The organism is Pseudomonas sp. 3JA, assembly GCF_036961705.1.
Classification (GTDB): domain Bacteria; phylum Pseudomonadota; class Gammaproteobacteria; order Pseudomonadales; family Pseudomonadaceae; genus Aquipseudomonas; species Aquipseudomonas fluorescens_Q.
Genome location: NZ_JBAMDJ010000014.1, coordinates 131,404 through 148,266 on the forward strand (window position 1 = coordinate 131,404; position 16,863 = coordinate 148,266).

Here is a 16,863-nt window from a genome sequence, read left to right on the forward strand (position 1 = left end):
GTGCAAGAGGCTGTGAATTCGCTGATGCTCGCGATGACGATAAACCAGGCGCCACAGCACTTGAGACAGGATCCCCGCCCATGCACTTCGACCTCACCGACCTGCGTCTCTACCTGAACATCCTCGACACCGGCAACATCACCGCCGGTGCGGCTCGCAGCCATTTGTCCCTGGCCGCAGCCAGTGCGCGGGTCCGGGCCATGGAAGCATCCCTGGACATCGACCTGCTTGAGCGCGGACGGCGTGGGGTAACGCCCACTCCCGCAGGCAAAGCCCTGGCCGAGCACGCCCGGATCCTGCTGCAACAGGCCGAACGCCTGCAACAGGACCTGGCCGAATACGCCAAAGGCATCAAAGGCCGGGTGCGGCTGCTGTGCAACACCAGCGCCATGACCGAATACCTGCCCGAGCTGCTGGCCGATTTTCTCCAGGCCCATCCCAACCTCGACATTGACCTGCAGGAATTGCCCAGCTCACGGATCACCCATGCGCTGCGCCAAGGCGCGGCAGACCTCGGTATCGTTTCCGACGCAGTGGACACCGAGGGGCTTCAGACCTGGCCTTTTCGCGACGATCCGCTGGTATTGATCCTACCGACCGGACACCCCCTGGCTGACGGTCGCGCCGTACGTTTCAGCGAAACCCTCAGCCACGATTATGTCGGGCTGAACGCCTCCAGTGCCCTGGCGATTCACCTGGAAGAACAGGCCCTGCACATCGGCTCACGTATGCAAGTCCGCATTCGCGCCGATGGTTTCGACGGGCTGATTCGTATGGTGGCCCATGGTGCAGGCATTGCCATCGTGCCGAAGGCTGCCATCGACCGGCGCCCACCCGAGCCATCGTATCAATGCATCCCGCTGCAAGAAGCCTGGGCGCACCGGGCGTTGCTGCTGTGCGCCCGCAACTTCGACGGTTTGCCGGCCTACGCCACGGCCCTGGCTCGGCATCTGGCCGATTGATGCGCGCTTCTGGATAGCCCGATGTCGACCACAGACATCTACCCGCTCATGCCGCACGTTAGGGTGCCTGTTCTCTTCCGCCCCTTTCGGAGCTCACATGACCGCACCCATCACCGTCCTGCGCGACACCCATCCGCTGCCCGTACTCGATGCCTGCAAATGGGAAAAACTCGAAGGCGACCCGCACACCGTCAACCTCAACGCCTACACCAGCGAAGACGGCAGCAAGATCATGGGCACCTGGATCTGCACACCCGGCAAATGGTATGTGGAATACGTGAAGTGGGAGTACTGCCATTTCCAGGAAGGCTACTGCATCATCACCCCAGAGGGCATGGAGCCGATCTATCTGCGCGCCGGTGACATCTTCGTCATCGAGCCGGGCATGAAAGGCACGTGGGAAGTGGTCGAGACCGTGCGCAAATATTTCGTCTTTGCCTGAAACAAAAAACCGAGAGACCACCTGTGGCGAGGGAGCTTGCTCCCGCTCGGCTGCGCAGCAGCCGCGTTTCAAGAGGTGCTTCGCACCTCAGCGGGAGCAAGCTCCCTCGCCACAAAAGCTTTGAAACCAGCCCCTACTGCGGCTTGCGATAGCTATTAACAATCGCCGAAAAATCCTTGCCGCCCTCGCCCCGCTGGCTCATCGCCTGGTACAACTGCTGCGCCACCGCCCCCAGCACCACCGGCTGATGGGCCTGCCGCGCGGCTTCGGTCGCCAGGCCAAGGTCCTTGAGCATCAGGTCGGCGCCAAAGCCACCCGTATAGCCACGGGACGCCGGTGCCGTGTCGATCACGCCCGGCCACGGATTGTAAGTGTCCGAACTCCAGCAACGCCCCGTTGAACTGTTGATGATGCCGGCCAACACCTGGGTGTCGATCCCCAAGGCATCGCCCAGCGCCATGGCTTCGCTGACGCCCACCATGGAAATCCCCAGCAGCAGGTTGTTGCAGATCTTGGCGATCTGCCCGGTGCCGACTTCGCCACAGTGCACGATGTTACGGCCCATTTGCGCCAGCACCGGTTGCAAGGTGGCGAACAACTCGGCCGAGGCACCGACCATGAAGGTCAACGTACCCGCCGCCGCACCACCGGTACCACCCGAGACCGGCGCATCGGCCATCGCCACCCCTTGTTTCGCCGCGGCAGCCGCCACGTCGCGGGCGGTTTGTGGATCGATGGTGCTGCAATCCACCGCTGGCGTGCCGGCAGCGATACCAGCCAGCACGCCGTCTTCACCCAGCCAGACACTGCGCACATGGGCGGCGGCCGGCAGCATGGTGATCACCAGAGCAGCGCCCTGGGCCGCGTCGCGAGGCGAGGCACTGATCGTGCCGCCCAATGCCGCCAGTTCAGCCAGCACCGTCTGGTTCAGGTCGAACAGGTTCAGCGAATGGCCGGCCTTGAGCAGGTTGCGCGCCATGGGGGCGCCCATGTTGCCCAGGCCGATAAATGCGATGTTCATGTCCGGCTCCTTAACGCAAATTGATGGTGGTGTTCACACCGTCATTGACGCTGTCATCATCGAACCAGCGCGCGGTCACGGTCTTGGTCTGAGTGTAGAACTGCACCACTTGTTTGCCGTACGGACCAAGGTCGCCGAGTTTCGAACCACGGGAACCGGTGAAGCTGAAGAACGGCACCGGCACCGGGATCGGAATGTTGATGCCCACCTGGCCAACGTCGATTTCGCTCTGGAATTTGCGTGCCGCCGCGCCGCTCTGGGTGAACAGGCCGGTGCCGTTGCCGAATGGGTTGGCGTTGACCAGGGCAATCGCCTGATCCAGGGTGTCGACTTCCAGCACCACCAGCACCGGGCCGAAGATTTCCTCGGTGTAGATGCGCATCTCGGTGGTCACGCCGGAAAACAGGGTCGGACCGACAAAATTGCCCTGCTCGAAACCCGGCACGCTGATCCCACGCCCATCGAGCTCCAGCTTCGCCCCTTGCTGCACGCCACTCTCGATCAATTCGAGGATCCGTGCCTTGGCGCGCTTGGAAATCACCGGGCCGACGTCAGTGCCCGGCTCGCTGCCGGCATTGACCTTGAGTTTCTGTGCCAGGGCCTTGAGCTCTGGCAACCACTGCTTGGCCGCGCCCACCAGCACCACCACGGAAGTGGCCATGCAACGCTGGCCCGCCGCGCCGAAACCGGCGCCGACCAGGGCGTTGAGGGCCTGCTCACGATTGGCATCGGGCAACACCACCGCGTGGTTCTTGGCGCCCATCATCGACTGCACGCGCTTGCCATGGCGACCCGCCAGGTCATACACGTGGGTGCCGACCGCCGTCGAGCCGACGAAGGAAACCGCCTTGATGTCCTTGTGGGTGCAAAGCGTATCCACCACATCCTTGCCGCCGTGCACCACGTTGAGCACACCTGCCGGGACGCCGGCCTCGATGGCCAGTTCCACCAAGAGCATGGTCGACAGCGGATCCTGTTCCGACGGCTTGAGCACAAAGGTGTTGCCGCAGGCGATGGCCATCGGGAACATCCACAGCGGAATCATCGCCGGGAAGTTGAACGGTGTAATGCCCGCACACACCCCGATCGGCTGGCGCAGCGTGTAGGTGTCCACGCCTCCGGCGACGTTCTCGGCGAACTCGCCCATCTGCAGGGTGCCGATGGAACAGGCGTGCTCGACCACTTCCAGGCCGCGGAAAATATCACCCTCGGCGTCAGCGATGGTCTTGCCCTGTTCGGCGCTGAGCACCGCGGCGATGCGCTTTGAATGCTCGCGGATCAACACCTGGAGCTTGAGCATGATGCGCATCCGCGCGCCGATGGGGGTCAGTTTCCAGGTCTGGAAAGCACGCTGGGCAGCGGCGATGGCAGCATCGACTTCCGAGGCCGTGGCGAACGGAACCTTTGCCAACACTTGCTGGGTGGCTGGGTTGACGATGTCGTGCCATTCGCTGGATTGGGATTCGACCCACTCGCCATCGATCAGCAGTCTGACGGTTTGTAGGGTGGTGTCGCTGGGCGTAAGGGAAACGTTCATGCTGGCCTCCGGGATTGTTCTTATAGAGAGCGCTGCTTCAGCAAAGACCAAGGTGCATGAGCACGCATGGTGATGAGACTGTTTTTGGAGTATAGATGTGCAAACTTCTAATAAGAACGCACATAAAAACCGGTCCATCATGCAAAAAAACATCACCTCCCTGGGGTCGCTGAATTGGGACGACCTCAAGTTCTTCCTCGAAGTGGCCCGCACCCGCAAGGCCAGCACGGCCGCCAAGCGCCTGGCCGTCGACTACACCACGGTATCGCGACGCATCAGCTCGCTGGAAGCCTCGCTGGGCACGCTGCTGTTCGAGAAATCCCGGACCAACGGTTTTGTCCTGACGGCCGAAGGCCAGCGCCTGCTGGGTTACGCTGAATCGATCGAAAGCACCCTGCACATGGCCTGCGAACAGGTCTCAGGCTCTGGCGTCGCACTGTCCGGCCACGTGCGCATGGGCTGCACCGAAGGCTTCGGCAGCTTCTTCATCACCCCGCAACTGAGCCACTTCGTCGACGCCTACCCGGCCATTTCGGTAGACATCCTCCCGCTGCCACACTTCATCAGTCTCTCCAAGCGCGAAGCCGACATCGTCATCGCCCTCGAACGCCCCGAACACGGCCCGTATGTATGCTGCAAATTGTGCGACTACCGACTGCAGCTCTACGCCACCCAGTCCTACCTGGACAACCACCCACCCATCCAGCGCCCGGCAGACCTGGGCAAGCACTCGTTCATCAGCTACGTGGATGACCTGGCGTTCAGCTCCGAATTGCTCTACCTGGCCAACGTCCTGCCCGGCGCCAACGCCCACCTGCGCAGCACCAGCGTGATTGCGCAATTCGTGGCCGCGCAGCAAGGGCGCTCGCTGGCAATCCTGCCCTGCTTCCTCGCCGCCCAGGACCCACGGCTGTTGCCGGTGCTGCCGGAGGACATCACCGTCACCCGGCAATTCTGGATGTACTGCCGGGAGGACTTGAGGAAGCTGAAGAGGATTACGTTGTTGTGGGATTACATTCGCGAGGTGACTGAACAGAATCAGCCACTGCTGATGGGCGACAGCCGGGAGATGGTGTTTGCCGACTAGTCGGCGATGACCACGATGGCGACACGGCGGTTTTCGGTGCGGCCGCTGGCGGTGTCGTTGGAGGCGACCGGTTTGCTGCTGCCCAGGCCGCGCAGCTGGACGTTCTCTTCGCGCATGCCAACGCTTGTCAGCACCTTGCCCACGCTGGCGGCCCGGCGCATCGACAGTTGTTCGTTGTAGGCCTGGGAACCCGATGCGTCGGTATGACCATCGACACGTACCCGCTCGATGCTCGCCTCCAACAACGCCTTGCCGATGCGCTCGACGATTTCGGTACTGGCCGGGTTGAGGTTTTCCACATCGCTGCCAAACAACACCTTGCCCGACAAACCGAAGGCCCAGCCATCTTCGGTCAATTCGAAGCCTTGGTGCTTGAGTACGGCAATTTGCGCCGGGGTCAGACCTTTCGGCGGAGCCGTCTGGCAACCGCTCAGCGCCATGACGAGCAAGAAAAGCGCCGCGAACCAGCGCAGGGAAAATTGAGGATATGAACGCACGAGTCAGCTCCTGGTTTGAAGATCAGCGACGGAGTGATCCGACCCCGCCGTATGTTGACCGCCTCGGGCAAGGCGTTTGGCTTGGTACATCGCCGCATCGGCGGCGTGGAGTAGGGTGCCCGGTGTGGCACCATCATCGGGGTAAACGGCAATGCCGATACTGAGGGACGTCAGCACGGAAGCATTGCCGGGCAACTGAATCGGCATTTCCATGCTGGCGATGATTTTTTCAGCGATCCGTTCGGCGTCCTCGGCCTTGTGCAGGGGTGCCAGCAGCACGGCGAATTCATCGCCTCCCAGGCGCGCGACCAAGTCGTCTTCACGCAACTGTGCCCGGACCCGGGTCGCCACGGCCGTCAGCACCGCGTCACCGGCAGCGTGGCCGAAATTGTCGTTGATGCCCTTGAATCGATCGCTGTCCAGGTACAACACGGCCACTTGCTCGTTGAGCTTGCTGGCGTTGCGCAAGGCGCGGATCAGTCGGCCCTCGAAAAACGCCCGGTTCGGCAAGCCGGTCAAGCTGTCGTGGCTGGCCTGGTGTGCCAGAGTTTCGTTTTCGCTTTGCAGGTGAGTCTGCCAGGACTCCAGTTCGTCGAGCAGTGCATTGAAGTCATTGGCCAGATTATCCAGTTCGGCGATGGCGGCCGGCGGCACGCGCCGGTCCAGGGCCCGCTCGCTACGTGCCGCGTGGGCCACTTCGGCCAGGCTGCGCAATGGTCCGGTGATCGCCCGCAACTGACGTCGCGCCAGATAAAGCGCCACCCAGGCACTCACCGCGGTGCACAAAATGATCCCCGCCAGACCGCTGAGCAAAAAGCGCAACAAGCTGCCGCCATGCCCTGCCAATAGAATGCTGCCGATGTTCCGCCCTTGGTGAACGATCGGCAGACTGATGGGCTTTTCCAAAAACGCCTTGGCAATGTGCACTTCCAGCCCCGACAACAGGCCGGTTTCCGGTCGCTGCCAGCGCGCCAACAGGCGGCCATATTTATTGAACACCTGAGCATCGGCGACTTCCTCGGTGGAAGCGATCAAGGCCAGCGCTTCGGTGGCCGCAGCCGAGTCATCGAACACCACGGCGGCTTCCACGGTGTAGTTGATCGAACGGGCGATCAAATGCAGGTTGTGATCGGCGTAGACCCGCAACGCAAGCACACCCAGCAACGTCAGGGAAACGCTGGCCATGGTGATCGCCACCAACGCGACAATCAGGTGGCCGCGCCCGATGACCGAGCCCAGGGTGGGACGGATCCGCGATTTGGTCAGGCTCATGGTACTGCCGGCCTGCGACGGGAAAGCTGCAGAACGCTCGGATGGATACGCACGCCACTGCGCGCGACCGAGTCGAGGTTGACCTCGAACGATACCTGCTCATCACCGACCCGCAGACAGAACAGGCTCCCCACGGTGCACTGGTCGCCGCCTTCGCTGATGCTCAACACGGGCTTGCCGATCAGGGAATCAAACAGGCGGGTGCGCTCGTCGCTGGTCAGCCTGCCGATGTAGACGGCGTTGCAATCCGTAGCGATGTTGGGGTGATCGGCCAGCAATCGCTGTACGGTCACCGGTCGACCGGTGGCCTGGGTGGTGCCTTTGACCAGATCGTCGGTGTATTGAGTCGGGCCGACGATGCACAGTTGCAACTGCGCAGGCTCCACTGGCCAGCGTGCGTAGCTGAGAATGCCCAAGACGACTTGAGTGACCGATTCGGCCCGCTGTTCAGCCCGGCTCGTGGAGGGCGGGACTTCGGCAAGTGCCATAGGCGACAGCAACCACAGAAGACCGGCAAGCAGATAATGCCTCCAGTCCTTGCTGCGCACCGCCTCCCGAACCGCCACTTTCATGGAAAATCTCTTAGCCATACGATAAGTGTCGGAACGATAGCACAGTGCCAAAAAGCCAGCGAGCCGGCGCCCTACGGACGTATCTGGCAGAAAACAGTCAAAATCGTGACTCCGGGATCGAATCACGAAATCTGATCATTCAGTCATCACCCTCCAACGCCAACATGAGCCCGCTCAAACGCTTGACCTTGCGCCGCACCGCCTCCTCGAACACCCCCGCTCGTGGCTCAATCAGGCTGAACCATTGCTTACCCCGGGTAATGGCGGTGTACACCAACTCCTTGGTCAATACCGGGTTCAGCGCATCCGGGAGGATCAACGCGGTATGGGTGAATTCCGAGCCCTGGGATTTATGCACCGTCATGGCATACACGGTTTCCACATCATTCAGGCGGCTGGGCAGGACGAAACGCACACCGCCCCGGCCGTCGTTGCGCGGGAAAGCAACCCGCAGAACCTGTTTGCCGGCATCGGGGCCATCACGCTCGGGCAGCTTGAGGGCGATACCGATATCGCCGTTCATCAGCCCCAGCCCATAGTCGTTGCGGGTCATCAGCACCGGGCGCCCTTCGTACCACTGGTGATCGCTATCGATAAGGCGGGCCTTGAGCAAGGCGGCGGTGATTCGCAAGTTCAGTCCTTCGACACCCCACGGACCTTTGCGCACCGCGCAAAGCAATTGGAATTCGTCGAAGGCCGCCAGGACTTCCCGGGCCCAATCGGCCCAGCAACGGTCTTCCAGCGGGCGAGAAATGCTCGGGCGTCGCTGCCTTAGCAGGCTCAGGTAATGTCGATAACCCTGGGGGCCATCTGGCTTGCCGTCGAGTAACAGCTTTTCCAATTTTGTATCGTGTTCACTCGCCAATTTCAGGGAAGACAGATCGGCATGCTGCCCTTGCTCCAGCAACTGACGGGCTTTTTCAGGCTGCTGCTGGTTGACCCAGCGAGCCAGTTGACCGATCCCGCTGCCTTCGCCGAAGCGCCGGGAATGCCGAAGCATGACCACTTGCTGTGCCAGCGGATGAGTGCCGTCGAGGTCCTGTTGCAGGTCACTGGCCGCCAGGCTTTCACCACTGACCGATTCAAGCCAGGCTCGGGTCCGGGGGCTGTACCAGCCCTCCTCGGCGTCTCGACACAAATCCCCCAGCACCGCACCGGCTTCTACAGAGGCCAACTGGTCCTTGTCCCCCAGCAACACCAACCGTGCATGGACCGGCAGTGCATCCAGCAGATTGGCCATCATCTCCAGGTCAATCATCGACGCTTCATCGACCACCAGCACATCCAGTGGCAAGCGATTGCCTGCATGGTGGCGAAAATGCCGGGTGCCGGGGCGGCTGCCCAACAAACGATGGACTGTCGTGACGTCGCAGGGAATCCGTTCGCGCACAGCCTCGTCCACATCCAGGGTCCGGACCTGCTGGCTGATGGATTCGGTCAGGCGCGCCGCCGCCTTGCCAGTGGGCGCGGCCAGGCGAATCCGCAGCGGCTTCCCGGCCTCGACGGCCGGTGCCTGGAGCAAGGCCAGCAGGCGTACAACGGTCGTGGTCTTGCCGGTGCCCGGACCGCCGGTCACGATGCTGAAGGCCCCGCGGGTCGCCAGCGCGCAGGCCAGTTTCTGCCAATCGATCGGGCCGCTGGGGTTGGCCGGCCCGAACAACCCGTCCAAACGCTCGCGCAGGTCGCCGGGCGCCGCTTCATGCTCGATAAGCCGTTGACGCAACGCTTCATCGATCCGCCGTTCGTAACCCCAGTAGCGGCGCAGATAAAGACGCTTGCCAGAGAGCACCAACGGACGTTGCTGCGCCTCTTCGCTCCCATCCACGGCCAGGGCCACCAGACGACTGGACGCCAGGGCCTTGCACCAATGGACGCCATCCAGCGTCGCCAATATTTGCGATGGCAACAGCATCGCGCCCGTCTGCAGGTCACCCTCGGGAGGCAGCGACAGCGCAAAATCCGGTTCCTTGAGGGTCTCGAACACATCCAGGCAAACATGCCCGTGCCCCAGTTGATGGCTGGTCAACGCAGCAGCGAGCAGGACCAAAGGATCATCGTCGGGCGCCAGCTCATGGAGGAACGCCACGAATGCCTTGTCCAGGGCGCGCAACCAGCCGCGCTCGACCCAGCGCGTCAGTAACAACAGCAGGTCCTGCGCACGACTCAAGGGCGCCAGCTCCACCAGGCTTTCGTCGTCGGAGGACTTGGGCAGCAGGTCGGCAAAAGAACGACTCATAGCAACTCTCCCTGTACCCACGCCGGTTCAGCCTTGGGTTCGCTCGCCCCCTGGAACAGGCGATCCAGTTGTTCGATCAATGCCCGTGGCGGCTTGGTGAAATACACCCCCTGACTGGCTGAGCGGGTTCCGCGAAGGAACAGGTACAACGCGCCGCCGACATGCCGGTCGTAGTCGTAATCGGGGAGCCGTGCCTTGAGCTGGCGATGCAGGGCCAACAGGTACAGCACGTATTGCAGGTCGTAGCGATGGTCCAGGATCGACTGCTCCATGGCCGGTACGGTGTAGGCCATGTCATCGACACCCAGCCAGTTGGATTTGTAATCGGCCACGTAGTACCGACCGTCGTGCTCGAACGTCAAATCGATGAAGCCCTTGAACATGCCGTTGAGCAGCACCGGCTCCGCCGCGACGCGGGCCACACCGCCATGGGTGAAGCGGCAAACCAGCTGGTCGAGCTTTTGCACATCGACCTTGTGGCTGGCGAACCAGAACTCCATCTCCACCTGGAATCGGCTCAAGTGTTCGAGCACCACTGGCGCCTGATCGTTGCCGACGTGCATGGGCATCTTGATCAGGTGCTGCAGCCAATCGCTCAGCGTGGTGATCCAGCCTTTCCAGCCTCGGCGATTGCAGCGTCGGGCAATGGCATCCTCGATATCCGCTGGTGCCGATGAAAAACCCTCCCCAGCGGCCCACTCCAGCAGGCCATGGAGGAAAGTGCCGGGGTTGGGGCCACGGGGAAAGCGGTGGATGTCGCCACCGACAGCAAGGGTCTCCCTGGGAGCGTCCGGGTCCAATCGTTCATCGTCGAACAGTTTCTGGGCCTGGGGACTCTCTGGCGCGGTATCGCTGCCTTCGCTCAGGCTTTCGCTGATGCGCAAGGCACTGTAGGACGCGATCCACCAGTTCTCGCTGGCTTTTCGCAAGGGCACCAAGGGTTCAAGCAACACGGCTTCGTTGCGCGGGGGCCGGTAGTGCTCGTCGGTGGCCTCGGGCATTGGCTGGTAGCTCACCGCGTCACTGCCTTGTTGCAGGTCTTCCAGCCAACGCCTCAATTCCACCGACTCGGCCAGCGGTGCACCACCGCCCAATAGATACCCCAGCGCGGACACATGGAGGATCGAGCGATTGTTGCTGCCCCGCTTGAGATCCGCGACACCTAGCCAGCAGGCATGTTGTGCACGGGTCAGTGCCACGTAGAGAAGCCGCAGGTCCTCGGCCAGACGCTCGTCATCGGCCTTGGCGATCAATTCGGCAGTGGGCTTGAGGCTGATCTGCGCCTTGTTGGCCTCATCGTGGTAGTGCAACGGCAATCGACTGCCGTCCACCGGTTTCGTCGAGCAGATGAAGGGCAAGAAGACCAACGGATATTCGAGGCCCTTGGACTTGTGGATCGTGACCACCTTGACCAGTTGCTCATCGCTTTCCAGTCGCAGGATCTGCTCTTCCCCCACTTGCCCGGACAAGGCCAGGTGCTCGGACAAATGCCGGATCAAGGCTTGTTCGCCATCCAATTCACCGGCGGCCTGTTGCAACAGTTCGCAAAGGTGCAACAAGTTGGTCAGCACTCGCTCACCATCGCTTCGCGCCATCAAGGCCTGGGGCAGTTTGAAATCATGCAGCAGGCGCCGCAACATCGGCAGAACGCCCTGGCTGCGCCAGACCGTACGATAACCGCGGAACTGCATGACCCGGGCTTCCCAGGCCAGCTCATCCTGATTGAGACGCTCCAGCTCCGTCAGCGACAGGTTCAACGTGATGCTGGCCAGGGCCGCCCGTAGCGGTCGCTCGGCATCCGGCTCGGCACAGGCCCTGAGCCAGATCAGCAAATCCCGCGCTTCCTGCGAGGCAAAGACCGAATCCTTGTCGGACAGATACACACTGCGCACGCCCCGCGCGGACAACGCGTCTCGCACCGCCTGCGCTTCTTTACCATCGCGCACCAGGATGGCGATATCTGCCGGGCGCACGCCTCGCAGCACTTTTCCATCGACCGTGAAGCCGTCGCGTCCCGACTGGCCGCCGTTGAGCAACGCCGTGATCTCACTGGCGCAGGCGGCCGCCATGGATTGTCGATACACCGCACCGGAAAGTGGCTGGTCCGACGACAGGTGCCAGATGTTCAGCGCCGCGACCGCCTGCCCAGCGACCTGCAAGGACTCCTTGCGTCCCTGGGACTCAACGGACAGGAACGGCACCGGGTTCTCGCCCGAAGGTTCACGGAACAGAAAGGCGCCACGGCCCTTCGGGCGGGACTCGGCACTCTGGAAAATATGATTTACCGCACCCACCATGGCATGGCTGGAACGGAAATTCGTGCCCAGTGTGTGCAGCCTGCCAGCAGTGGCTTCGCGAGCGCGCAGGTAGGTATAGATGTCGGCACCGCGAAAAGCGTAAATCGCCTGCTTCGGATCGCCGATCAGGAAAAGTCCGGTCCCAGGGTCGTTGTCTTCGATACGGTAGATGCTTTCGAAGATGCGGTATTGAACCGGGTCGGTGTCCTGGAACTCATCGATCAGCGCCACCGGAAACTGTTCGCGGATCAGGCTCGCCAGACGCTCGCCTCCGTCGGCCTGCAGGGCCGCATCGAGACGCAGCAGCATGTCATCGAAGCCCATCTCGGCGCGGCGACGTTTCTCTGCCTCGAAGCGCGTCCCGACCCATTGCGCGGCATGCTGCAACACGGCGGCATCTGGCGTGGGCAACGCATCCAGGCTGGCCTTGAGACTGGCCATGGCGTCCAGTCCGGGATGGTTGGGCACTTCACCTTTCCAGGCTTCGGCCATGCCCTCGGGCGTCAACCGCGTGAATCCGGTGCCAATGTCCAACAGCTCAAGGCTTTCGTCATCGACCCAGGCAGTAATTTTCTGAAACCATGGCTCGAAGTAACGCGCCTGCATCTTGCGCCCATCGACAGACTTGCTGGCAACGCCTTGCTGGCAGATCTCCAACAGTTCCACCGCCCATTGCCGCCACGGCGCCTTGAGATCGAGCAAGGCGGCACTGCGCTCCTGCAAGGCCGCGGCGATGAGTTCAGCAGGCTCAAGCCCGTCGCCGTCGCCATGCTCGCTGGAAAACAGACCTCGCACCCGCGGCAACAGCGCAGCAGGCCCTCCCCAATGGGTACGCACCCAGTTCAGCGCCTCGCCTTGCATCGAATAGCAGAACAACCGCCAATAATCGCGCAGAACCTCGCCCAGCAATTCGCTGTGGTCGGTTTCCAGGGTCTGGGTGAACAGGCTGCCGCTGTCGAAGGCATGCTCACGCAACATGCGCTGGCACCAACTGTGGATGGTCGAGACGGCCGCTTCATCCATCCACTGCGCAGCAATGTCCAGCCGGTTCGCGCAGCCAGGCCATTGCTCAGCGTTGAACTCATCGCGCAACGCGGCGATCAGCGAATCCGGGGCGGGAATTTCGTCACGGAAGAAACGCGCCGCTTCGGCCAGACGGGTGCGAATTCGTTCACGCAACTCTTTGGTGGCAGCGTCCGTGAAGGTCACCACCAGGATTTGCGGTGGAAGCAACTCGCGGCCAAAGCCGGACGCCGGACCGCCATGCCCCAGCACCAGACGCAGGTACAGCGCCGAGATGGTGAAGGTCTTGCCGGTGCCGGCGCTGGCCTCGATCAGTTGGCTGCCACGTAGCGGAAAAGCCAGGGCCAATGGGGTCTGTCGACTCATGAACGGGCTTCCTCGCCGACCAATGAACGCCATGGGGCTTCGAGCAACGGCCGATAAAGCGCATCGCACCAATCGGGGAATGTTTCGTCAGCCATCAAGGCATCGAAATCAGGAAACTGTCGAGCCAATGCCGGACTTTCCCGCCGCTCGCCTTCAAACGTCTGCCCATCGCCCTCATAGGCTTTGCGAGCCGCCGCTTCGGCCTTGACCGGATCAGTCTGGCCGAGCCAGGCGAAAGCCGTCTTCACCGCGATCGGTAGCGGCTGGCGCATACCGGTCTGCCAGGCCTGCAGCATGTCGCCCAGTAGCCTTTGTGCGACAGGCTCCTCAAAAGGCGCCAGCAGCAAGCTGTCATCACTGGCTACCAATGCCGTCGTCAACGACAGGCCATTAGCGCAGGCCACGAGATGGTTGACCCAAGGCCGTATCAGGCGATGCCACTTACGGGTCTTGGTGGAACCGATGCTGTTGGGTATGGCCGTGATGGCGAGGACCGCACCGTCGGAACGCTGATGCAAACCACTGAGCCACCCTTCGACATTCACTCCCAGCAATTGCAGGCTGACTGGCACAGCGCTGACCGACGGTGTCGGCCATAACGCCAGAAGCTGTTGGTATCGCTGGAGCAGATCCGGCAGGGGTTCGATCAATTCACGCTGCATGCATTCACCGAAACCGGCCATGGGTAACAGGCCGCTGTTCTGCAGTCTTTTGGCGTGAGCGGTGAGGGCAAGATCCGGCTGGTCCAGGCGTACCAGGGCGGCCTCGAGCAAGCTGTCACTCAAGCTGTAGCGTTGCAGCGCATCAAGCACGAAAGGTTCGTCATCGGCCAAAGGCGCTTCGATGGCCTCGAAGAACACTTTCAACCGCTGACTGAAGAAATGGCGGACAGGATTGCGCAGGAAGTCCTGCAACTGCCCAAGGCCCAAGGGCTCCTCCTGGACATAGGGTTCCAGCACCTGGTTCTTGTCGGTGTGATCGCAAACGCCATGGAGCATCCGCCATTCGCTGGCGTAACTGAACAGCTCGTCACCTTCATGGAAATAACGTGCACTGAACGGTTGCAACGGATGCTCCTGGGTCAGGGCATCGAGAAGAGGCTTGCTGTCATCTGCCAACCGCCAGCCACTGGCGAGATGATCGCGCAGTTGGCCGATCAACACCGATGCCGGGCGCTCGCTGTTGTCGCGAATACTGCGACCCACCCAACTGATATACAGCTTTTCCCGGGCAGAAAGCAGCGCTTCCAACAGCAGGTAACGGTCGTCCTCACGGCGGGAACGATCGCCCGGACGATAATCGCCCCCCATCAGGTCGAAGTCCAAAGGCGGCTGGGCTCTCGGGTAATCACCATCATTCATCCCCAGCAGGCACACCAGCTTGAAGGGAATCGCGCGCATCGGCATCAAGGTACAGAAGTTGACTGCGCCGGCCAGGAAACGCTGGGACAGTCGCCCCTGATCCAGTCCGGCCAACCACGCCTCTCGTACCACCGTCAGCGGCAATTCATCGTGCAGCCCCACCGACTCACAGGTTTCCAGCCAGGTTTCACGCAAGTCTTCGAGTTGGGCCAGCAAATAGTCGTCATGCTCGTTGCTTGCCTGGAAAAACAGCTGCATCAGATCTTGCAGGCGTGAACCCCATTGCTGCGGCGATGCCGGCCGGGTAAGTTCCTGATGGGCGACTTCCAGGGCATCCAGCAATGCAACCAAGGGACCGATCAACGCCGCGTCCAGGCCACCGATCTCGTCATAGGGCTCAATGCCTTCATACGCGTTCGAACTGCCGACGGCATACCCCAGCAACATGCGACGCAAGCCGAAATGCCAGCTGTTCTGCTCAAGCTCGGCAGGCAGGCCCAACCCGGCACGGTGTTCGGCGCTCATCCCCCAGCGAATCCCGGCGCCTTCGATCCAGCGGTGCAGTGTCGGCAGGTCGGCCTCATCGATGCCAAACCGTTCGCGCAACGCCGGGACATCCAGCAGATCGAGGATTTCGCTGACCGGGAAGCGACTGTCCGGCAGCTTGAGCAAATGCTCGACGGCGATCAGCAATGGATCACGTCCACGCTGGCCCTGGTCGGTCAGCGTGAAGGGAATGAACCGCGGGTCGCCCCTGTCGAGCTGGCCGAACACTGCGCGAATGTGTGGTGCATAACTGTCAATGTCCGGGACCATGACGATGATATCCCGTGGGCGCAGGGTCGGATCCGCACTGAAGTAGGCCAGCAATTGGTCGTGAAGAATTTCAACTTCACGCTGGGCGCCGTGGGCCACATGAAAACGGATCGAGCCGTCTCGCTCCGTATCGACGATAGGCCAGTGTTCCCGGGTTTCATTCAGGGGGCGCAGCTCCAGGATGTCATCCTGCAACTGGCTGAGAAGGGTTGTAGGAGTTCCATCGGTGAACAGGTCAATTCGCCCATCACGAAACACCGAGCGATAGCTGTTGGGGTCATCGTAGCTGTCGAGCAGGTTGATATAGTCGCGCCCTTGCTTGCCCCAGGCGGCCAATAACGGATGGGCATGTTGATGCAGGGTTTGCGGATCGAGGACGACGGGCATGCCAGCCTTGCGTGCCTGGCGCTTGTATTGATAGCGCAGCAAGTCCTTGTCGGCGACGATGTCCGCCCAATGATGGCGACATGGGTTATGCACGCAGAGCAGAACCTGGCTGAACCGGGAAAGGCCGGCGAGCGCCTCCAGGACCTGGGCAGGCAACGAAGAAATACCAAACACGATGACCCGTGCGGGCAGGCCTTTCGGAGCGGCTTCCAGGCTGTTGATACGTTCGATGTAACGCTGATGAACGCCAGCACGGCTTTGCGCCATGCCTTGTTCCCCCACATCCAGCAACAAGGCTCGCCACAGTTCCGCTTGCCAGCAATTTGCCGGCGCGAGCGACTTGATTTCGCCTCGGACATTTCTGGTCTGGTGTCGACCTTCCGCCCAATCCTCAAGCCAGTCGGCCCGGTAGACCTGGTACTGGTCGAACAGATCGGCAAGACGCTCGGACAGTTGATAACGCTTGCGCAAGTCGGTGTCGTGGGTAAGGAACCGTCGCAGAGGTTCGAAATGAGGCTGCTCGATCAACTGCGGCAGCAGGCGCATCAGGCGCCAGGTCAGCGGAGCCTTGTCCAATAGGGACTTGGCCGGAATCTCATCACGTCCCAGGACTGTTCGATAAAGTTGCCACATGAAACTGCCCGGCAGTTGCACATCAATGGCAGCCGCAATACCGCAGCCGCCGGAATCATCGTCTTCCGGGTCTTCAGCCAGTGCGAGCTTGAGCCATTGGGCAATGCCGTTGCTCTGTACCAGGGCGATTTCATTTTCAAGGGGGGCCAGCGGATAGCGCCGCATCAAGCTGATCACCAGGCTGCGCAATTCATCAAGGCGATTCCCGTGAACCACCATGAAAGCTGGGCTGAGGGACGTTGCGTCCGGCATGAAAGGCATCCTTGAAAATGCAAAAGCTAGGGGCAGAACCTTAGCACTGTCGGGGGGTTGTGACAGCCGGGAGCAGTCCGCGCTTGTCGTAAGAACTTTCTT

The 16,863-nt window shown here is 61.6% G+C and carries 11 protein-coding genes; 3 read left to right on the forward strand and 8 right to left on the reverse strand.

Going from position 1 to position 16,863, the window contains the following annotated elements; genetic code table 11:
- The first annotated feature begins 80 nt into the window (after positions 1-80).
- Entirely contained in the window at positions 81-962 is an 882-nt protein-coding gene (locus V7773_RS13590; RefSeq protein ID WP_336073863.1) for a LysR substrate-binding domain-containing protein, read from the forward strand.
- Positions 963-1,059: 97 nt separating this feature from the next.
- Positions 1,060-1,404, forward strand: a complete 345-nt coding sequence (locus V7773_RS13595; protein ID WP_336073865.1) for a cupin domain-containing protein — start codon at positions 1,060-1,062, stop codon at positions 1,402-1,404.
- 133 nt (positions 1,405-1,537) lie between these two features.
- Here the strand turns inward: V7773_RS13595 and mmsB are convergent, their stop codons facing one another.
- Both mmsB and V7773_RS13605 read right to left on the reverse strand, forming a co-directional pair.
- Positions 1,538-2,425 (reverse strand): 3-hydroxyisobutyrate dehydrogenase, encoded by an 888-nt coding sequence (gene mmsB, locus V7773_RS13600; protein WP_336073867.1) that lies wholly within the window; start codon positions 2,423-2,425, stop codon positions 1,538-1,540.
- A gap of 10 nt (positions 2,426-2,435) precedes the next feature.
- Positions 2,436-3,962 (reverse strand): CoA-acylating methylmalonate-semialdehyde dehydrogenase, encoded by a 1,527-nt coding sequence (locus tag V7773_RS13605; RefSeq protein ID WP_336073869.1) that lies wholly within the window; start codon positions 3,960-3,962, stop codon positions 2,436-2,438.
- Between the two features lie 139 nt (positions 3,963-4,101).
- Here V7773_RS13605 and V7773_RS13610 point away from each other — a divergent pair, with 139 nt between their 5' ends.
- Positions 4,102-5,049: a LysR family transcriptional regulator gene (locus tag V7773_RS13610; protein WP_046063064.1), complete on the forward strand. Its 948-nt coding sequence runs from the start codon at positions 4,102-4,104 to the stop codon at positions 5,047-5,049.
- On the opposite strand, the gene V7773_RS13615 is transcribed toward V7773_RS13610, so the two are convergent.
- The 6 genes from V7773_RS13615 to recC form a co-directional block, all read right to left on the reverse strand.
- Positions 5,046-5,489: an OmpA family protein gene (locus tag V7773_RS13615; protein ID WP_371856955.1), complete on the reverse strand. Its 444-nt coding sequence runs from the start codon at positions 5,487-5,489 to the stop codon at positions 5,046-5,048. The two genes, V7773_RS13610 and V7773_RS13615, sit on opposite strands and share 4 nt — an antisense overlap.
- Before the next feature lie 60 nt (positions 5,490-5,549).
- Positions 5,550-6,818, reverse strand: coding sequence for a diguanylate cyclase domain-containing protein (locus V7773_RS13620; RefSeq protein ID WP_336073871.1), 1,269 nt, complete (start codon positions 6,816-6,818; stop codon positions 5,550-5,552).
- Positions 6,815-7,390 carry a YfiR family protein gene (locus V7773_RS13625; protein WP_336073873.1) on the reverse strand — a complete coding sequence of 192 codons (576 nt, stop codon included), beginning with the start codon at positions 7,388-7,390 and terminating at the stop codon, positions 6,815-6,817. The genes V7773_RS13620 and V7773_RS13625 overlap by 4 nt, the downstream gene beginning before the upstream one ends.
- Positions 7,391-7,529: 139 nt before the next feature.
- On the reverse strand, positions 7,530-9,626 hold the full coding sequence (gene recD / locus V7773_RS13630) for an exodeoxyribonuclease V subunit alpha (RefSeq protein ID WP_336073874.1): 2,097 nt from the start codon (positions 9,624-9,626) through the stop codon (positions 7,530-7,532).
- Positions 9,623-13,312, reverse strand: coding sequence for an exodeoxyribonuclease V subunit beta (gene recB / locus V7773_RS13635; RefSeq protein ID WP_336073875.1), 3,690 nt, complete (start codon positions 13,310-13,312; stop codon positions 9,623-9,625). The genes recD and recB overlap by 4 nt, the downstream gene beginning before the upstream one ends.
- Positions 13,309-16,761 carry an exodeoxyribonuclease V subunit gamma gene (gene recC / locus V7773_RS13640; protein WP_336073876.1) on the reverse strand — a complete coding sequence of 1,151 codons (3,453 nt, stop codon included), beginning with the start codon at positions 16,759-16,761 and terminating at the stop codon, positions 13,309-13,311. Before recC ends, recB begins: the two co-directional genes overlap by 4 nt.
- Between the last annotated feature and the right edge of the window lie 102 nt (positions 16,762-16,863).

Excerpts from the sequence above, each read along its gene's own strand:
- V7773_RS13590 (WP_336073863.1), top strand. The coding sequence starts at position 81 with ATGCACTTCGACCTCACCGACCTGCGTCTCTACCTGAACATCCTCGAC.
- V7773_RS13595 (WP_336073865.1), top strand. The coding sequence starts at position 1,060 with ATGACCGCACCCATCACCGTCCTGCGCGACACCCATCCGCTGCCCGTA.
- mmsB (WP_336073867.1), bottom strand. The coding sequence starts at position 2,425 with ATGAACATCGCATTTATCGGCCTGGGCAACATGGGCGCCCCCATGGCG.
- V7773_RS13605 (WP_336073869.1), bottom strand. The coding sequence starts at position 3,962 with ATGAACGTTTCCCTTACGCCCAGCGACACCACCCTACAAACCGTCAGA.
- V7773_RS13610 (WP_046063064.1), top strand. The coding sequence starts at position 4,102 with ATGCAAAAAAACATCACCTCCCTGGGGTCGCTGAATTGGGACGACCTC.
- V7773_RS13615 (WP_371856955.1), bottom strand. The coding sequence starts at position 5,489 with ATGGCGCTGAGCGGTTGCCAGACGGCTCCGCCGAAAGGTCTGACCCCG.
- V7773_RS13620 (WP_336073871.1), bottom strand. The coding sequence starts at position 6,818 with ATGAGCCTGACCAAATCGCGGATCCGTCCCACCCTGGGCTCGGTCATC.
- V7773_RS13625 (WP_336073873.1), bottom strand. The coding sequence starts at position 7,390 with ATGAAAGTGGCGGTTCGGGAGGCGGTGCGCAGCAAGGACTGGAGGCAT.
- recD (WP_336073874.1), bottom strand. The coding sequence starts at position 9,626 with ATGAGTCGTTCTTTTGCCGACCTGCTGCCCAAGTCCTCCGACGACGAA.
- recB (WP_336073875.1), bottom strand. The coding sequence starts at position 13,312 with ATGAGTCGACAGACCCCATTGGCCCTGGCTTTTCCGCTACGTGGCAGC.
- recC (WP_336073876.1), bottom strand. The coding sequence starts at position 16,761 with ATGCCGGACGCAACGTCCCTCAGCCCAGCTTTCATGGTGGTTCACGGG.